Annotated in this window: 19 protein-coding genes; 10 read left to right on the top strand and 9 right to left on the bottom strand. The window is 66.7% G+C overall.

Annotation, left to right across the window (positions count from 1 at the left end):
• From VEY12_11330 to VEY12_11290, 9 genes are all read left to right on the top strand, one after another.
• Nucleotides 1–1,022 (top strand): aminopeptidase (locus tag VEY12_11330; protein HYM40711.1); only part of this gene is annotated, 1,022 nt, incomplete at its 5' end.
• A 33-nt stretch (nt 1,023–1,055) separates the two neighbouring features.
• Complete coding sequence (locus VEY12_11325; protein HYM40710.1) at nt 1,056–4,106, top strand: MMPL family transporter; 3,051 nt, start codon at nt 1,056–1,058, stop codon at nt 4,104–4,106.
• A 74-nt stretch (nt 4,107–4,180) separates the two neighbouring features.
• Nucleotides 4,181–4,768 carry a hypothetical protein gene (locus tag VEY12_11320; GenBank protein ID HYM40709.1) on the top strand — a complete coding sequence of 196 codons (588 nt, stop codon included), beginning with the start codon at nt 4,181–4,183 and terminating at the stop codon, nt 4,766–4,768.
• A 77-nt stretch (nt 4,769–4,845) separates the two neighbouring features.
• Nucleotides 4,846–5,424, top strand: a complete 579-nt coding sequence (locus VEY12_11315) for a proteasome subunit beta (GenBank protein ID HYM40708.1) — start codon at nt 4,846–4,848, stop codon at nt 5,422–5,424.
• Between the two features lies 1 nt (nt 5,425).
• Nucleotides 5,426–6,094, top strand: coding sequence for a proteasome subunit alpha (locus VEY12_11310; GenBank protein ID HYM40707.1), 669 nt, complete (start codon nt 5,426–5,428; stop codon nt 6,092–6,094).
• Between the two features lie 104 nt (nt 6,095–6,198).
• Entirely contained in the window at nt 6,199–7,176 is a 978-nt protein-coding gene (locus VEY12_11305) for an ABC transporter ATP-binding protein (GenBank protein ID HYM40706.1), read from the top strand.
• A 1-nt stretch (nt 7,177) separates the two neighbouring features.
• Entirely contained in the window at nt 7,178–7,939 is a 762-nt protein-coding gene (locus tag VEY12_11300) for an ABC transporter permease (GenBank protein HYM40705.1), read from the top strand.
• 91 nt (nt 7,940–8,030) lie between these two features.
• Nucleotides 8,031–8,948 carry an ABC transporter substrate-binding protein gene (locus tag VEY12_11295; GenBank protein HYM40704.1) on the top strand — a complete coding sequence of 306 codons (918 nt, stop codon included), beginning with the start codon at nt 8,031–8,033 and terminating at the stop codon, nt 8,946–8,948.
• Between the two features lie 2 nt (nt 8,949–8,950).
• Complete coding sequence (locus VEY12_11290) at nt 8,951–9,493, top strand: cob(I)yrinic acid a,c-diamide adenosyltransferase (GenBank protein HYM40703.1); 543 nt, start codon at nt 8,951–8,953, stop codon at nt 9,491–9,493.
• 76 nt (nt 9,494–9,569) lie between these two features.
• On the opposite strand, the gene VEY12_11285 is transcribed toward VEY12_11290, so the two are convergent.
• Nucleotides 9,570–10,631, bottom strand: coding sequence for a glycosyltransferase (locus VEY12_11285; protein ID HYM40702.1), 1,062 nt, complete (start codon nt 10,629–10,631; stop codon nt 9,570–9,572).
• Between the two features lie 41 nt (nt 10,632–10,672).
• Nucleotides 10,673–11,158 (bottom strand): hypothetical protein, encoded by a 486-nt coding sequence (locus VEY12_11280; protein ID HYM40701.1) that lies wholly within the window; start codon nt 11,156–11,158, stop codon nt 10,673–10,675.
• Between the two features lie 182 nt (nt 11,159–11,340).
• On the opposite strand from VEY12_11280, the gene VEY12_11275 reads away from it, so the two are divergent.
• Nucleotides 11,341–12,381, top strand: coding sequence for a DNA primase large subunit PriL (locus tag VEY12_11275; protein ID HYM40700.1), 1,041 nt, complete (start codon nt 11,341–11,343; stop codon nt 12,379–12,381).
• Between the two features lie 154 nt (nt 12,382–12,535).
• Here VEY12_11275 and VEY12_11270 read toward each other — a convergent pair whose 3' ends face one another.
• The 7 genes from VEY12_11270 to VEY12_11240 form a co-directional block, all read right to left on the bottom strand.
• Entirely contained in the window at nt 12,536–13,177 is a 642-nt protein-coding gene (locus tag VEY12_11270) for a CDP-alcohol phosphatidyltransferase family protein (protein ID HYM40699.1), read from the bottom strand.
• Nucleotides 13,168–13,689 (bottom strand): adenylate kinase family protein, encoded by a 522-nt coding sequence (locus tag VEY12_11265; GenBank protein HYM40698.1) that lies wholly within the window; start codon nt 13,687–13,689, stop codon nt 13,168–13,170. The genes VEY12_11270 and VEY12_11265 overlap by 10 nt, the downstream gene beginning before the upstream one ends.
• A 28-nt stretch (nt 13,690–13,717) precedes the next feature.
• Nucleotides 13,718–14,116, bottom strand: a complete 399-nt coding sequence (locus VEY12_11260; protein HYM40697.1) for a hypothetical protein — start codon at nt 14,114–14,116, stop codon at nt 13,718–13,720.
• Between the two features lie 64 nt (nt 14,117–14,180).
• Nucleotides 14,181–14,891, bottom strand: a complete 711-nt coding sequence (locus VEY12_11255) for a hypothetical protein (protein ID HYM40696.1) — start codon at nt 14,889–14,891, stop codon at nt 14,181–14,183.
• Nucleotides 14,888–16,018, bottom strand: a complete 1,131-nt coding sequence (locus VEY12_11250) for an ABC transporter ATP-binding protein (protein ID HYM40695.1) — start codon at nt 16,016–16,018, stop codon at nt 14,888–14,890. Before VEY12_11250 ends, VEY12_11255 begins: the two co-directional genes overlap by 4 nt.
• Nucleotides 16,015–17,355 (bottom strand): ABC transporter ATP-binding protein, encoded by a 1,341-nt coding sequence (locus VEY12_11245; GenBank protein HYM40694.1) that lies wholly within the window; start codon nt 17,353–17,355, stop codon nt 16,015–16,017. Before VEY12_11245 ends, VEY12_11250 begins: the two co-directional genes overlap by 4 nt.
• Nucleotides 17,356–17,357: 2 nt before the next feature.
• The coding region (locus tag VEY12_11240; protein HYM40693.1) for an ABC transporter permease at nt 17,358–18,255 on the bottom strand (898 nt) is incomplete at its 5' end.

Raw genomic sequence — 18,255 nt, 5'->3', positions numbered from 1 at the left:
AAGGCGTCATCGTGGAATCGTGGAACCATGGGCTCGACGCGGCCCGGGACTTCATCTACCAGCTCCGGGCCGCGGGCGCGAAGCCCATGTTCCTGTTCGAGGACGAGGGCACCCACTGGCGGTCCGTCGAGACCCTTCCCCCCGCCAAGTTGGGCCAGGTGCCCAAGGCAGAATGGGCGGCCCTCGCCGAGGCCGACGCCTACATCTTCCTCCCCGGCCCGGCGGACATCGTCCGCTACCGCCGCAACATGGCCAAGATGGGCGCTGCGACGGCGTACAACTCGGAGTGGTACCGCCGCGGGCGGAAAGCCGGTCTCCGGGGCGCGCGGGTTCTCCTGGGATACTGTTCGCCTGAGCGCGCGCAGGCGTACGGCTTCGACTACGCGGCGTGGCGGGCCATGCTCCTCGAGGCGGGCGGAGCGGACTTCGGTGCGATCTCACGGCGCGGGAAGCGCCTTGCGGCTCTGCTCTCCCAGGATGCGAACGTGAGCGTGACCGCACCCAACGGGACCGACCTGGCCTTCCGCCTCAAGGGCCGCGCCGCGCGCTGCGACGACGGCATCGTGGACGCCCAGGACCGCAAGGAGGGCGAGTTCATGGTCGGCGTGCCCCCGGGTTCGTCCTACGTCGCCCCGGACGAGGCGTCGGCGGAGGGCACCGTGGTCGGGGACCTGCCCATACCCTACCTGGGCACCCTGTCCCGGGGCGTCCGATTCGAGTTCCACGACGGCAAGGGATCGTGGACGGCCACGGAGGGCGGAGAGGCCATCCGGGCCAACTACGAGAAGGCGACGGGCGACAAGGATCGAATCGGCGCCCTCGGCATCGGCATCAACCCCGCCATGAAGTACGGGTTCCTACAGGACGACCTCGTCGCGGGCGGGGTCGAGATCTCCATCGGAGACAACACGGAGTGGGGTGGCAAGAACAAGTCGGGCTTCTCCCATAGCGCCCGCCTGAGCCAGGCGACCGTGAAGATCGGCAGGAAGACGGTCGTGGACGGCGGCCGGCTCACGATCTGAGCGAGCGTCGGACCGACGCGGGGAGGACGGCGCATGCGGAGATCCTCGGAGGAAGGGTATGCCGTCTTCCGATGGATCGGCAGACTGGTCACGAGACACTACCGCCTCCTGGTCCTGCTCTGGGTGCTCGTCTTCGCGGGCGCGCTCGTCGCGAACCAGATTTGGCCCGTGTCGAACGTCGTGTCGTACAACCAGACGGAGCTCCTCCCGAAGGACACGGAATCCTCCGTGGCCCAGAACATCATCGACTCCCAGTTCCCCGGGACCCTCGCGAACAGCACGGCCACCGTGGTCCTCGTGGCGAACGACACGACCACGGAGTACTACCGCTGGTTCGTGTTCGACCTGCAGCGAGCCGTGGAGGTCTCGTCGAACCTCACGTCGGGCGGGAGCGCGACGGTCCCGCTGCGGATCGGCGGGAATCTCACCTTGGACCGGCCCATCCGGTTCCTGTCGGATCCTGCGAATGCGTCCGTGTACGACGTGTACGAGAGCTACGCATACGCGCTAGCCTCCCGCTTCCATGGGCTCGTCCACCTCCAGGTCCAGTTCACGGAGTCCGCCGCGGGCATCTATTGGGGCGTCCCCCTCTACTTCGTCGGCACGTGGATCCAGACCCCTGGCGGATCCGCGAACGACACCGCATTCCGCGCGACCTCGGACTACGTGAACACGACGTTCCCCGCGGCCGCGGCTCCGTGGGCCCTCGGCTACCTGTCCGCGTGGTATCCGGCCTGGCGGTCCTCCTTCACGACCGCGCCCTCCCTGGGGCCGCAGGACCGCGCTACGTTCGCGCTCGACCGGGCCGTGCCCGTGTTCCTGAACTCCACCTCGCTGTTCGACGCGAGTCAGAACACGTTCCAGCTCGGCCTCCTCCGCACCTTCAACTTCGTGAACTTCCTGAACGCCACCCTGGTGCGGGACACGGCCCTCTCCGTCTTCCCGCCCGCGGGCCTCGCGAGCCTCCCGTTCTTCCGCGACTTGGATGCCCAGGTTCCCGCCAACGCGACGGACGCCGAGTTGCACGCCTTCGCGGAGCAGGAAGTTCTGACCTACGGCGTCCTGCAGACTCCGCTGACACCGCCGTTCAACGTGACTCGGTTCTACATCAGCGCGGACCACCGCATCGAGCTCGTGAACTACGCGTTCTCGAAGGATGCACGGTACACCGACGCGAACAAGGCGCAGCCCATCGCGGACGCGGTCGCCACGCTGCGAGACATCCTGACGCGCCTCAAGTCCGCGTACGGGGCGCAGGCGCGGACCTACGTGACCGGGAGCGCGCCGATCAGCATCGACCAGGAGCACATCTTCGGAGGGGGCTCCGAGCTCTTCGTGACCGTCGCCCTCGTGATCCTCCTCCTGGGCCTCTACTTCCGGTCCGCGGTGGCGCCCGCGTTCCCGCTGCTGACCATCGGAATCGCGATCTTCATCGCGAACCTGTTCGTGTACCTGGTCGCGGTCTACCTGTTCAACATCGACTTCACCGTGACCGCAATCCTCGAGACGGTCATCCTGGCCGTCGGCACGGACTACAGCATCTTCCTCGTCTCCCGGTACCGGGACGAGATCCACTCGGGACGGCCGCACGAGGAGGCCGTGCGGAACGCGGTGATCTGGGCGGGGGAGTCCGTGGCGACAAGCGGCGGCGCGGTGCTCATCTCCTTCGCGGCGCTCTCTCTAGGCTCGTTCCCGCTCATGCGCACGCTAGGCCTCACCCTGGGTTTCGCGGTGACCATCTCCCTGGGCATCTCCCTCACGTTCATCCCCGCCGCGGTGAGCCTTCTGAACAAGCGGATCTTCTGGCCCTCCGGGAAGACCCTTGCGCGCCCGCGTCCGAAGGGGCAGCTCACCCGCACGGAACGCTACTTCCACCGTGCGGCCACGGGCTCCATGAAGCGCGCCAAGGTCCTCCTCGTCGTCGCGATCCTGATTACGCTGCCCGCCACGTACATTGTCCTGACAGACCAGCCGACGTACGACTTCAGCCAGGGCTCGCCCACGACGGAATCGAGCCAGGGGATCGACGCAATCAGCCAGGCATTCGGGTACGGCGTGGTCTACCCGTCCTACGTGGTCCTGCAGTTCCCGAATCCCGTGCTCCTGCCGGACGGAAACGTGTCCGTCATGGAGATGGGTGCCGTGGCGAGCCTCTCGTCCCGCCTTCTAGCCATGGAGTCCGGCCTCAAGAGCACCGAGGGCCCGACGAACCCGCAAGGGAGTGCTGTGGACTACCGGAATCTCTCCTCGATGCCCGAGTCGGAACGGAAGCTCGTGGACACGCAAATCCGGCCATACATCGGCAAAGACAACCGGACCGTGCGGATCGTGCTCGTGTTCACGGACCCGCCGTTCTCCCTCGCGGCGATCAACGCGGTCGACCGCATGCGAACCGACATCACGACCATCCAATTGTCGGACTCGGCGCTCGCGTCCGCCCAGATCTATCTCGGCGGTGTGACCCCCGTCCTGAGCGACGTGCGGTCCAACATGAACCGCGACCTGATGATCATGGCGCTCGTGGTCATCGCGGGCCTCTTCCTCGTCCTCCTGTTCGTGCTGGGCTCTGTCCTGATCCCGGTCCGCGCCATCCTGACGATCCTCCTGAGCGTGTCGTGGACGCTCGCCTTGACCATCCTCGTGTTCCACGTGTGGAAGGGCTACGACATCATCTTCATCCTGCCCCTCGCGCTCTTCGTCATGGCCATGGGCCTCGGGATGGACTACGACATCTTCATCATCACCCGGATCCGCGAGGAGGTCGCCCACGGGAAGAAGGACGCCGAGGCGATCGCGGAGGCGACCACGCGGACGGGCGGCATCATCTCCGCGTGCGGCATCGTCATGGCGGGCGCGTTCGCGACCCTCATGCTGAACCCCTCGCCGTTCCTCCAGGAGATCGGCTTCGCGTTGGCCTTCGCGATCCTGCTGGACTCCATGGTGGTGCGGATCTACCTCGTGCCCGCGATTATGGTCCTCGCCGGGAAGGGGAACTGGTGGGCCCCGGGTCCGCTGCAGCGCGTGCACGTCGAGGACAAGGGGAAGAAGCCTGAGCCCACGAAAGCCGAGGATGTCGACGACTGACGGGACGATGATTCCCAACTGCCGTGGCGGACGGCCTCAGCTTTATGTGAAAGGTCCGTCGTGATAGGCGCCAGATGGTCCCCACCGCCGTGGACGCTCGGAGCCAGGATGGCCTCCAAGACCTGCGGGAGCACGACCGCGAGGTTCTCGAGTTCCTGTCGAAGGATCCCGCCGCCCAGGTCGCGTTCCAGGGGATTCGGCGCCGTCTCGGCATCCATCCCGAGCAGCTCTCTCGGGCCTTGCATCGGCTCGCGGAGGACGACCTGGTCCAGAAGACCGAGGTCGGGTACCGCGTGACATCGCGGGCGATGGCGATCTTCAGCCCGAGGGAGTGGACCTCGGACCGCCCGGCGGCGACCATCCTCCAGACGTACCTGCCGGCGGATGTCGATGCACGAGCCCTCGTTGCCTCCCTCCGCGGATCCTGGATCGGGCCGCTGCGGTGGTACGGCGTAGTCGAATCCACCGAGGAACTCCGCCTCTCGTGGGCGCTGGAAGACGAATCCATCCAGCTCGACGTCCGCATCCACGCGGGACAACTCACGATTACCGCGAACGTCGTTTCCCACGAGCGCCTCGACGAGGCCACGCGACTCGGACACCTCCTGTTCCGGCAAATCGCGAGCGAGGTCTCCCGGGGCTACGGCGCGCTCGTGGCCTAACCCATTCTTTGTGACTGGGCCGTCCCCCTTCGAGTCAACTTACTCCACCGCCGCCATGGTCCCTCCGAGGTCAACACATGACCACCACGGTTGGCATACGCAGCAAGGACGGCGTCGTCCTGGCGGCGGACAAGCGTGCGTCCAAGGGGTTCTTCGTCGGATCCAAGGTGGTCCAGAAGCTCTTCGCCTTGGACGACACGACGGCCGTCGCCATCGCCGGACAGATGTCCGATGCGGAGTACCTCGTGAACCTCGCGAAGGCGGAACGGAGGCTGCTCGCCCTGCGGCGCGGCTACCCGCTCAGCGTGCGCGAGAGCGCGAAGCTCATCTCGAACATCGTGTACAACGGAATGAAGTCCTACAGCCCGTTCTACGTCGAACTCGTCGTCGCGGGCGTGGACAAGGAAGGCGCCCACGTCTACACGAGCGACATGAGCGGCGCCGTGACCTCGGAGGACTTCATGTCCTCGGGGAGCGGCTCGCCGATCGCCTACGGCGTGCTCGAGCAGGGCTACCGCAAGGACATCGCCCTGGAGGACGCGGGCAAGCTTGCGGAGGCCGCGGTCCGCGCGGCCATGGAGCGCGACCCGGGCAGCGGGAATGGCGTCGACGTCCTCGTCGTCCCGAACGGACGTTGGCACGGGGAGGCGAACTGAGATGGCGGCGGAAATGGGACGCCTGCCCTTCTTCTACTCGCCCGAGGGCCGCCTGGTCCAGGTGGACTACGCCCTCCAGGCCGTCTCCCGCGGCTCCACGACGATCGGTCTGAAGGGCAAGGATTTCGCCCTGCTCTCGAGCCAGGTCAAGCCCACGCGGCCTCTCCTCGAAGCGGCAGAGAAGGTCTTCGTCCTGGACGACCACATCGGCGCGACGGGCAGCGGCTACATCGGGGACGTGACCACGCTCATCGACGAGCTCCGGGTGGAGGCGCAGAAACACCGCCTCGTGTACGACAACCCGATCGATGTGGGCACGCTCTCGCGCCATCTCTCCGAGTACCTGCACCAGCTCACCATGTACGCGGTGCGACCGCTCGGTGCGTCGATCATTCTGGCCGGCGTGGATGAATTGGGCATCCAGCTGGTCCAGGTCGACCCCAGCGGCACGACGTTCCGAGGCTCCGGCTTCGCCATCGGCCAGGGTGCGGATGATGCCCTTGAGACGGTTCACAAGGGTTACCGTCCGGACCTGAGTCTCGAGGAGGCTCTGGCTCTGACGACGAAAGCGATTGAAGACCTGAACGGCGGCAAGAACATCATCGAGCACGGGGTCGTCCGAGTCGACACGAAGCGATTCGAGCGCATCGCACCCTCGATCTCCGGGTAGAGCTCGCGTCTCTACCCCCTCTTCCGTTCTCATTAGGGAGACCTAAATACTCCCGCAGGTATGCCTTCGGGCTCGGTCAGACCAGGCGGACGGAGGAATAGCACGTGAACGACGACGGGATCGCGGTCCGGGTCGAGGAACTGTCCCGGTACTTCGGCGACAAGGCCGCCGTCGACCGGATCAGCTTCGAGATCCGCCGGGCGGAGGTCTTCGGCTTCCTGGGTCCGAATGGCGCGGGGAAGACCACGACGATCAAGATGCTCACCACACTCCTCCCGCCGACCTCGGGGCGAGCGACGATTCTGGGCCACGATTTGGCTATGGAAGGCCGCAAGATCCGAGCTCGGATCGGCGTGGTCCAGCAGCAGGACAGTTTCGATCAGGGGCTGAACGTCGAGACGAGCATGGACATCTACGGGCTCATCTGGGACGTCCCGAAGCCGGAGCGGAAACGCCGGATCGAGGAGCTCATCGCGCGGTTCGACATGGAGGAGTTCCGCAAGAAGCCGACCGTCGACCTTTCCGCAGGACAACGGCGTCGACTCCAGGTTGCCCGGGAGTTCATCCACGACATGGATCTCCTGTTCCTGGATGAGCCCACGGTCGGCCTGGACCCGATCGTCCGGCGCGCGGTCCTCGACTACCTCAAGGACCGGGTCAAGCAAGGCCTCACCATATTCTTCACGACCCACGTGCTCGAGGAGGCGGAATACCTGTGTGACCGGATCGCGGTCATCAACCAAGGGAGAATCGTGGAGGTGGACACGCCGGAGAACCTGAAGCGCCGGTTCGGGAGCGCCAAGGCGGTCGAGTTCAAGCTCCTCCAGGGCCACTCCCGGGAAATGGCCGCCGCGCTTGCCACACTGGACGGCGTAACGCACCAGGTCCAAGATGAGAGCACGGGCGCCTACCGGGTGACCACGAGCACGCCGGAGTCCGTCATCCCGGGAATCTACCGCCTCGCGGAGCGGTTCCAGCTGACCGTGTCCTCCATCTACATCGCGGAAACGACGCTCGAGGACGCGTTCATCAACCTCGTCACGGACAACCACAACGTCGATGCGGGCCCCGGGAGTGCCTAGGATGAACATCTACGTGCGGCTCGTGTACCGCAACCTTCGAGCGAACCTCGACCGCGCATCCCTGTTCTTCGAGCTCATCTTCCCTCTGTTCTTCATCTTCGTCCAGGGGCCTGCGATTGGAGGAACGGGGCTCACGCTCAACCTCGGGGGGAAGGTCGTTGGGTACGCCGAGTACCTCGCCACCGGCGCGGTGACGTTGACGGTCATCAACGGCGGCACGAATGCGGGCACGCAGCTCTGGTTCGACCGGAAGAACGGCATGTTCGAGCAACTCCTCATGGCGCCGCTCACGCGAGCTCAATACATCCTGAGCATCATCCTCGCGACCCTGATCATCGGTGTCGTGGGTTCGCTCCTCGTCTTCGCCTTCGCGTTCCCGGTTGTCGGCGCCGCAATCGCGTTGACCATCCAGGGACAGATCTTCATCGCGGCAGCCCTCTTCCTTGGGACCGTGTTCTTCGGATCGTTCGCGATCACGGTGTCCGTGGCGCTGAGGTCCTCCGAGACGTTCCAGGTGGTCTCGACCTTCGCCTTCTTCATCTTCCTCTTCACCTCCTCCGTGTTCTTCCCCACGGGTTCCGCCCCTCTGGCGATCCAGATCGTGAGCCTTGGGAATCCCCTCACCTACACCACGGACGTCTTCCGCGCGGGAATCTTCGACGCCCTCACGCCGTTGGTCTCCCTGGAGCTGACGATCCTGGCGGTCGAGGCCCTGGCCATGTTCATCGTCGCGGTGTTGGCGTTCCGACGAATCCGGGTCTGAGACCGCGCGGTCCAAGGGTTCCCGGACCATGCGGGCATCGGCGCTGAACAAGCGTTAAGAGCCGGAGGAACCTTCGTGGTCCCTGACCCGCATGCGCATCGTGTCCCTCCTGCCCGCGGCGACGGAGATCTGCTTCGCGCTCGACCTGGACGGCGATCTCGTCGGCGTGTCGCCCGAGTGCGACTACCCGCCCACGGCGCGAGACCGACCGGCGCTGAGCCGCGCCCGCGTGGACACGGACCGTTCCACGAGTGCGGACATCAGCCAGCGGGTCGGAACGGCGCTCGCGCGCGGTGACCCCCTTTACGAGATCGACGAGGAGGGGATGCGGCAGGCCGCGCCCGACGTGATCCTGACCCAGGGGCTTTGTGAGGTGTGTGCGCCATCCGTGAGCGACGTCCGCTCGGTCGCCGCACGCTTGGCGAAGAAACCCCGAATCCTCGCGTTGGACCCCCACTCCCTCAAGGACGTCCTCGAGGACATCCAGCGGGTCGGAGCCGCCTGCGGGGCCGCGGGGACCGCGAAGAACGTGGTCGAGGAGCTCAGGGAGCGGATCGAGCGGGTGGGCTTCCTCGCCGCCCAGGCTTCGGCACGGCCGAGCACGGTGTGCATCGAGTGGGTCGATCCCCTCTTCCTGGCGGGCCACTGGGTGCCCGAGATGGTGGATATCGCGGGAGGCGCGGATGCGCTGGTGAAGTCCGGCGAGCCGTCGCGGCGGATCGAGCCGAAGGAACTCCTCCTCGCCGCCCCAGAGGTCGCCATCCTGATGCCCTGCGGCTTCCATCTCGACCGCGCGCGGACGGAGGCCACCGCACTCGCGGCGCAGTCCTGGTGGCGCGATCTCCCCGCGGCTCGGAAGGACCGCGTCTGGGTCGCCGACGGATCCGCGTACTTCAGCCGGCCCGGACCGAGGCTCGTGGACGGCATCGAGATCCTAGCCCACATCCTCCATCCCGAGATCTTCCCGCGCCCGCCATCCCCCAAGGACGCGGCCCCCTGGGTGGGATGACCATGCCCACGTTGTTCACGCGGAGCGGCGACGAGGGGACCACGGGACTCCTGGGGCCCGAACGAATATCAAAGGACGACCCGCGGGTGGAGGCCATGGGCGCGGTGGATGAGCTCAACGCGGTCCTCGGCGTGACCCTGGCCGTCCAGAGGAACCGCGCGGTCCGCGACGCGCTCCGCAAGGTCCAGGACGACCTATTCACCGTGGGCGCCGAACTCGCGACGACGGGCCGCGGGGAGGCCAAGTTGCCTCGGATCACGAAGGAGTACGTCGCCGATCTCGAATCCGCCCTGGCCGCGTTCGACGTGGGCCCCGTGACCGAGTTCCTCCTGCCCCGCGGCTCCGAGGCGCTGGCCCGCCTGCACTGGGCCCGGACCGTAGCCCGCCGCGCGGAGCGACGCGTCGTTGCCCTCGCACACAAGGAGCCGGTGAACCCGGAGTTGCTCCGGTACCTGAACCGGCTCTCGTCGCTCCTCTACCAGATGGCGGTCTGGGTGCAGACGAAAGCGAGGGGGAAGAAGGAGCATCCGACGTACCGAGGCTAGTCAGGCCTGCATCAATCAATCGTCGCACCGAGGCACACCGGTGTGACCCTCCCGCGACGCTGGCCTGACATCGGGGCTAGCCCTTTGTGGAATCCCGGTCCAAGAACTCGGCGAGCAGTCGCACGGCGTCTTCGTTGCCACTAGGGTGCGGCGGCAGCCGTCCGAGCGCGAGCTTCTCCGGGATCAGCGTGCGAAGGCGCGACACGTCCTCAAAGTGGTAGCCGAGGGCCGCCGCATTCCGCTCCGCCTCTGCGTGGCCTTTGGGCGGGATCGCGATGACGGGGGTGCCGGATGTGAGTGCCTCGTGGACGGTCCCCTTCCCGGCGAGCGTGATCACGAGGTCCGCGGCGAACACGAAGTCCTGCAGGTTGGGCACGAACCCGTACGTGTACACGCCGGGTGCGGGGTCCACCTTCATCTTAGGCCCGCTCACGACGACCATGGACGTGTCCTCGAGTCGGAGGTCGCGGAACGCCTCCATTGCCGTCTTCAGCAGGAACTCGCCGATGGCGGTGCCACCTGCGGTCACGAGGATGGTCTTCTTCCGGAACACAAGATCCTCCCGCAGCTGCTCCCGCGAGGCGCTCGGCGGCCGGACGATAGGCCCGATCCGACGAACGTTCGGCCAATCGGGTCCGCGGTCCGCGACCAGGATCAGGTCGATCCGCCGCGCGAGCCGGGAGAACCAGAAGTTCCCGAGGGCTTCCCAGCCCCGGGACACGGGATCGCGGGCGAAGTCGCGGGCGAATTCGTTCACGATCAGGGTGGTCGGTACTCCGTGGCGAACCGCCTCCCGTACGGAGGCCAGCTCGCTGTCCGAGATCAGGAAGCGATAGTAGTCCCAGTCGCCCTCCTTGCGCATGAATCGGCCTGCGACACGCAGATACCGTGCGTACTCCCGGTACCAGCAGGAGACGGGATCGAGGACCCCGTTCGCCGAGGGGAAGTCGGGCGCAGGAGGCATCGTAAGCGCGTCGAAGCCACTCGCGACGACCAGATCCAGGGCGGGCGACCCCGCGAGGAAGAGGAAATAGAGGTCGGGCCGACGCTCCAGGACGCCCCGGGCCAGGGCCACGGACCGGCTCGCGTGGCCGAGTCCCTGGGAGTGCACCGCGAAGTAGCCGCTCCGCTCCGTCATGGATGCGGAGCCGATGGCCCGAGCCTACTAAGACCTTCGCGCTACGGTTTGGACTCGGGCTTCGTCGGAGTGGGCATGGGCGGGATCTCGCCTACCTGGGTCTCTTGGGCGAACTCCTTGTCCTCCCACATGTCGTACGCGATGGCCACGGCGGCCGCCTGAGTGATAATCGCGAAGGCGTTCACGACGTGGACGAACACGATCGCATAGAACAGGGTGACGCCGATCAGGGGAATGGACCAGGTCAAGTAGTCCGGGAACAGGAGAATGACACCCAACACGGCCATGAGGATGGAAAGCTGGAAGGTCGATTGAGCCGTGCGCTTGACGCGGCCGGCGATCGTGGTGCCCCGGACGCCCGCGAAGTTGTTGAACGCGAGCAGCACGATTCCGAATCCGAGGGCCGCGTGCAGGTAGGTCAACACGGTGGCCCAAGACGTGAACGTCGGCACATGGGTTGCCATGACCAGCAGGAACTCCACGAACGTGATCCAGATCATCGCAAAGAGCGACTGCCACAGCTTCACGCGTCTCGACCTCGCCGGCACCACCAGGGTGGGCCGGGGTAAGCCTTGGGTTCATACTCTACCGCACCGTTCGAATTTGGCATGCGGGAAATGCACAGCGTGGCACGCAGCCGACCGACCGGCGGGCCGGTTTCACCGTGCCCCTCGTTGCCCTTTTAACACCCGGGCGCGTTCCTCCGGCCGTGGAACTCGCGAGCCTCGCCAAGTTCCCCTTCCTTCGGGAGGCGGCCGCCTATATCCGCGCGGAGAAGATCACCCTCGAGGACCTCCTGTCGGAGAGCGCGTTCGACCGGGCGCGGGTTCTTGGCAAGGCCCGGGTGATCGAGGCGCTGGAGAAGGGACCTCCCACGGAACGCGTGGCGATCGACATGGCGGACCAGCTCGCGCAGCTCCTCGCGTACCCCGTAGCGCGCATCCTCGTGTCCGCGAACGCGGACCACTACCTGATCCGTCGGTTCGCCCTCCATGAGGCCATGGCGGCCGAACTGCGCCTGGAGACGGAGGCGGACAGCTTCGTGCTCCATCTTGCCGCGGAGCTCGGGCTGGATCTCCGACGGGAGGACGGAGGGTTCCGCCTGCACTTCGCGGACTTCCTGCGCTTCACGAACACGATGCGGGAGCCGCCGTGGAAGCTGATCAACCAGAAGCTCGATGCGGGCTACGTGCACCTGCTACGGCCCAAGGTCCTCCGGATCATGCGGAACGCGATCGAACGCCACATCGAGGAGGGTCTGCCCATCCCGGTGAACGATGCGATCGAAGCGATTTTCCGCCGCGACCTCGGGGAGATTCACGGGCTCCTGGAGGCGAAGAAGGCGACGTTCAAGGCGGACGACATCTGCAAGGTGAGCATCACCCGCTTCCCGCCGTGCATGTACAACCTCCTGGCCCAGATCCAGAACCACGAGAACGTGCCCCACATGGGCCGCTTCGCGATCGTCTCCTTCCTCCACCACATCGGCCTCGGCAACGAGGAGATTTTCCGGGTCTTCGGGGACGTCCCGGACTTCGCCGCGGACGTGACGAAGTACCAGATCGACCACATTACGGGGACGACGTCGGCCACGGAATACACGCCGCCGGAATGCTCGACGATGAAGTCGTACGGCATTTGCCCGGGCCCGGACCGCCTTTGCCTCCACATCAAGCACCCCCTGTCGTACTACACGATTAAGGGGCGGGAACGGCGGCCTCCGGGTGAGACCGCCGCCACGGCCGTGTGAGCGCGGCGCTCCCTGGCAAAGCCTCTTGGCCGGACGGGACGACGGGCGGGTACCTCTCAGGGAACCGGGACGTCCCTTCGAATCTGCGCATCTGCGTCACGGACTTGGCCCGGCGCCTCTGCGATGCCGGTGCGAGGCTCGTCCAGCTCGCGACCTACGGGCCCTTAGCAGCGCCGCCGAAGCCGCGCCAGATTCCCACGGCCCGTTGGACCGCGGTCGCGTTCGCGAGGATTGCGAACAGGACCATGATCCACTCGAGTGGCCCGAAGCTCACGGGCGCAACGCCCCAGAGGACGCCACCCGAGGGGGCCGCCACCAGCTGGAGCAACCCTCCGAGGAAGAGGAGGACGAGACGGTCCGCCCGCCCCAGGAGCCCCCCGTAGTGGCGACCCTGCCCGACGGCCTGGGCCTGGGTCCCCATGTACGACGTGAGCAGAACGCCGATGATGGCCAGCGATCCGACCCAGAGACGGCAGTACACGCCGAACGCGATGCCGCCTAGGAGGAAGACGTCCGCATAGCGGTCGAACACATGGTCGATGAAGTCCCCGCGCGCGGACGCCTTGCCGAACATCTTGGCGACCTTCCCGTCCAGCGCGTCCAAGTAGGCGCTCGCGACGATCAGGACCAAGGAGAGCACGAGGAACCCCGTGCCGCCGACGTAGAAGCCCACGCCCGCCACGCCCGCCGCGAGAAGGCCGATCCAAGAGATCGTGTTCGGGTTCACCCCCCCGAGGTGGGAGGCCAGGGGCACGAGCAATCGATCCGCCGCGGGTCGGAAGCGATCTAGTACCACGAGAGCACCTCCTCGCTCCAGTCGACGGAGCCGAGCTCGCGGCCCTTCGTCCGCCCTTGGAGGATACCGAGGACGGCGTCGGCGGTCTGGTCCGAATTCAGCGTCGTGGTGTCCACCTCGTAGACCCGCGGCAGGCGCTCGGCGGCCTCCTGGGTGATCACATCGATGGCCTCGGCCTCGACGTTCTCGCGGACCTTCTCCGGCGGCCAGCCTCGGGCCTCCAGGCGCTTCCCGAGGACGGAAGGACGACACCGGAGGACAATCGCAAGATCGACGTCCATGCGGTGGCTGTAGTGGGACCGGAGGAATGCGACCTTGGAAGGAATGCGAAGGTGTTCCCGCAAGGCGTCCACGTCTACCTCATCCGTCTGCCGCGCCTCGTCCCGCCCCACGACGTACCCGCCCTTCCGGGCGAGGTCATCCAGGTCCACGACCGCGTAGCCCCGCCGGGCGAGGACGTCGCAGGCGGAGGTCTTCCCGGTCCCGGGCGTCCCCGTGACGGCGACGAGCACGGGGGCCACGATGGGGCGTCGCGTTAAATCACTTGCGATGCATCGCCACGGACTCCGCGAAGGTACGGGGCCGCTGCACGATGAGTCGCTCCCGCAGACCGTAGCCCACGACGACGCCGACCAGGTTGATCGTGAACGCCAGGACGAGGAAGACGAACCCGTCGCGGACGAGGAAGCCGAACATGGAGCCCGGGTCGAAGAGGTACAACCCTGAGGCCAGCGGCGAGAGGCCCATGAGCCCCGCCACGAGCACGCCCCCGAACAAGGAGAAGACCGCCGCGCCGATCCCCACGAGGAGGTCCTCCGCGGCGAACCCCGCCACCAGCGCGGACGCCGCGAGAAGCAGGAACACGAGCGGAAAAGGCGCTTCCCCGGAGGCGGGAAACGAAACCGTGGGGAAGACCGCCAGGAAGAGGACGTAGCCCACGTCGAGGCTCAGGAGCGTAGTGAGGATGACCCCTCGCGCGAACCGCTCGAGGCGCCGCCTCGAGTTACGGGCCAGGCACGATCGCCCCCTCGCCGTAGTCTACGCCTTCCGTGAACTGCACGCGACTGATCGCCGTGAAGTACCCCGCCTGGGAGAGCGACGACGGCGCCGGAATGCCGCCGATGTCCAAGTTCACGAGGACCCACACGTTCCAGACCATGGAGGACGTACCGCCGAGGTGGGCTACCGAGTACGCCGTGATGTTCTGGATCGCCGCGAAACGGCCCGCGTCCGAGCTTCGCGTCAGGGTCAGAGGGAACGGCATCGTCGCGTTCCCGTACGCCGGTACGGGAAACGGGTCCGTCTGCTTGGATCCGTCGAACACCGGGAAGAACTGGTACTTCCCGGAGGCGTTCGTCACGGGGATGTCCGTTGGCGTACGGGTGATCCCCTTCACGCCGGCCTCCACCGGCGTGTCCTCGAGCCACACCCGATATCCGACCGTGAAGAACGTGAGGTCGCGGCTCGTCGGGTCCTCCACGTGGAAGTAGATCGTGAAGGCGATGGTCCCGTTGTCGGGGAGCACGCCCTGCGGCGAGAGGCCGCCGAAGACCACGGAGGAACGCACGGAGAGCGTGGTGCGGGCGTGCGCCTCCGCGACGGACCCGAAGGTCGCGACGGAGGCGGCGATGAGGACGAGGAGGACCGCAAACAGCGCGACCACGAGCCACCAGGGCCACGCCTCGGGGCGTCGCAGACGGGCGAGGTTCTTCATGGGCTCCCCGGCGTCGGCGGAGGGACGGCCGGGGGGGTGGGCTCGGCGGGCGTCGCCGGCTCCACGAGGCGACCCTCGTAGATGTCCTCGGCGAAATGGCACTCCACAAGGTGCCCGGGGGAGACCTCCACCTGGGGGGGCCGCGCCACCTGGCAGATTCCCTGGGCGAGCATGCATCGGGTGTGGAAGCGGCAGCCCGTCGGGAGGTCAATCGGGCTCGGAAGTTCCCCGCGGATCGGCACCGCGGAATACACGTGCTCGGGGTCCGGGATGGGGACGGCGGACAGGAGAGCGCGGGTGTACGGATGCGTGGGGTGGGCGATGATCTGCTCCGTCGGGGCCTCCTCGACCACGCGCCCGAGGTACATCACGGCGATCCGGTCCGACATGTATCGGGCGACGGCGATGTCGTGGGTGATGAAGACGTACGGGATGTGATACTTGTCCCGGAGCTCGAGCATGAGGTTCATCACGCCCGCCCGAATCGACACGTCGAGCATGGAGACCGGCTCGTCCGCGATGATCACTTTGGGGTTCAGGACGATCGCCCGGGCGACGGCCACGCGCTGCCGCTGACCGCCCGAGAGCTCGTGGGGGAACCGGTCCAGGAAGTCCGTCCCGGGTCGCAAGCCGGCGTCCTCGAGCGCGCGGACGACGAGCTCGGCACGGGCCTCGCGGCTCTCGCCCACGTGGTGGATCAGGAGCGGTTCCGACACCGCGCGCATCACGCTGTAGCGTGGGTTCAGGGACTCGTAGGGATCCTGGAAGATCATCTGGAGCTCGCGCCGGAACAGGAACATGTCCCGCGCGTCGAGGCCGCCGATGTCTACGCCCTGGAACAGGATGCGTCCCTCCGTGGGCGTCTCGAGGCGGGAGATGAGCCGCCCCGTGGTCGTCTTGCCGCAGCCCGATTCCCCGACGAGCCCGAGAATCTCGCCCGAGTCCAGGGTGAAGCTCACCCCGTCCACCGCGTGGACGACGGGGGCATCGCCGCGTAGGGACTGGAAGAACCCCCGCTTGAGCTCAAAGTACTTCTTGAGGTGCTCGACCCGGATGATGGGCCCACCTTCGACGACGGGGATGCGGTCCGAGACGCCGCCGTCCGACGGCGGGAGGGGAGCGGTCATGGGCGCCCGAGTCCCCCTTGCGTCTCGAAGTCCGAGGAGAAATGACAGAGGGCGCGGTGGCTCTTGTCCGCGGTCACGTAGTACGACGGCTGCGTCGTCGTGCAGATGTCCTTCACGTACTTGCATCGAGGGTGGAAGCGACAGCCGGCCGGAGGCGTGACGAGGCTGGGCGGGTTGCCCGGGATCGCCTCGAGCCGACGCTTGTCCCCCTCGACGCTCGGGAACGCGCCGAGGAGACCCTGCGTGTAGGGATGGAGCGTCTGGTAGAAGATCTGCTTGGACGCACTCTCCTCGACGAGCTGGCCCGCGTACATGACGCAGATCCGGTCCGCGACCTTCGCCACCGTCGAGATGTCGTGGGAGATGATGACGAGCGTCATATGGAGCTGCTTCTGGATGCGGAGGACCTCGTCCATGATCTTCGCCGCGGTGATCACGTCCAGGGCGGTCGTGGGCTCGTCCATGATCACGAGCTTAGGGTTCAGGGCGAGGGCCATCGCGATCATGGCCCGCTGCTTCATCCCGCCGCTGTACTCGTGCGGGAAGCTGTCGATCCGGTCCGTCGCGATCCCCACGAGCCTGTAGAGCTCCTCGACGCGCTGATGGGCCTCCCCGTCGTCGACGTCCTCGTGGGTCTGGATCGCCTCTATGATCTGGTCGCCCACCGTGTACACGGGATTCAGGGCGTTCATCGCGCCCTGGAAGACCATGGAGATCTGCTTCCACCGGATCGAGTTCAGCTTCGGGTGGTACTCCCGGAGCCGCCCGTCCTTCAGCCGGGTGATGTCGATCAGGTCGCCCTCCTGCATCGCGGCCGCGAGCCGCTTCTGCGCCTCGAGCAGCGGGCGTCGCACGGTCTTGTCGTTCGCCTGCCACCGCGCCGTGAGGGCGTCGACCTTCTTCCTCAGGGCCTCGATCTCGGGGGCCAAATGCTGTCGGTAGGCGTCGGACAGCGGGTGTTCCAAGGCCGCGACCTGTTCCTCGAGAGGATTGAGTTCGGCCGAGGGCGCCTCTTCGGGGGGTTGCTGCGCGGCGCGCGTCTTCAAATCGGCGAGCGGCTGCTGAAGGCGCGACTCCGCGAGACGCCAGTACTCGGATCGGTACGGGTTGGGGACCTCGGCACCCTCGAAGAACACCTGGCCGCCGAGGATGTACGCGTTCGAGGGGAGAAGCTGGGTGATCGCGTACGCCAGGGTCGTCTTGCCGCAGCCGCTCTCCCCGACGAGCCCGACCGTCTCGCCCTCGTCGATGTCCAGGTCCACGCCGTCCACCGCGCGAACCCAGCCGTTCTGGACCTTGAAGTAGACCCGCAGCTTGCGGACGGAGACGAGCGACACGCTCAGCGCCTCCGCAACCGCGGGTTGATGATCTCGTCGAACCCTCGGCCGATCAGGTAGAAACCGAGGGACAGGAACGTAATCCCGAGGCCCGGAGGCAGGAGCCACCAGTACGCGTACAGGCCTCCGCTGAACGTGAGCAGGTTCGAGAGCATCCCGCCCCAGGACGTCACCGAGGGGTCGCCGAAGCCCAGGAAGCTCAGCGCGGCCTCGGTGATGATCGCGCCGCCCACGGAGAGGCTCATGTACAGGAAGCTGAACGGCAGGACGTTCGGGGCGATGTGGAGGAACACCATGCGGAGGTCCGACGCCCCCGAGACGCGGGCCGCGTCCACGAACGGGCGCTCCTTGAGGCTGAGCACCTGGGCGCGGATGACCCGCGCGATGCCCGGCCAGCCCAAGATCGCGATGACCATGATGATGATCCAAATGCTCGGGGCCGTGATCGAGATGAGCACGAGGACGATCGGCAGGAACGGGAGGACGAGGAAGACGTCCGTGGTCCGCATGAGCAGGGTGTCGACGACCTTACCGTAGTACCCGGAGATCACGCCGACGAGGGTGCCGATGCCCACGCTGAACAGGGCCGCGAGGAGCCCGACGACGAACGCGACCTGGGTCCCGTAGATCCATTCCGTGAGGATGTCTCCGCCAAAGAAGTCCGTTCCCCACCAGTAATGGAGACCGGAATCGTACGTGCCGGGGGCCAGGGGAGTCCGCGGCGTGCCCTTGAGCTGGAACACGGTCGCGGTCGCGTTCTTCGCGTTGATCCAGTACCCATACATCTCCTGCGTGGAGAGCAGGGTCGCGTACTTGGTGCCGGCAAACGACCCGGCGTAGTGGATCCCCGTGATTCCGGGGGGCGGGTACACCCGGAACAGGGTGGGCGTGACCGTCGCC

Source organism: Thermoplasmata archaeon (genome assembly GCA_035632695.1).
Taxonomy (GTDB): Archaea; Thermoplasmatota; Thermoplasmata; order RBG-16-68-12; family RBG-16-68-12; genus RBG-16-68-12.
Note: the sequence above shows the minus strand (reverse complement) of the source record. Positions and strands in the feature narration are given on the sequence as shown.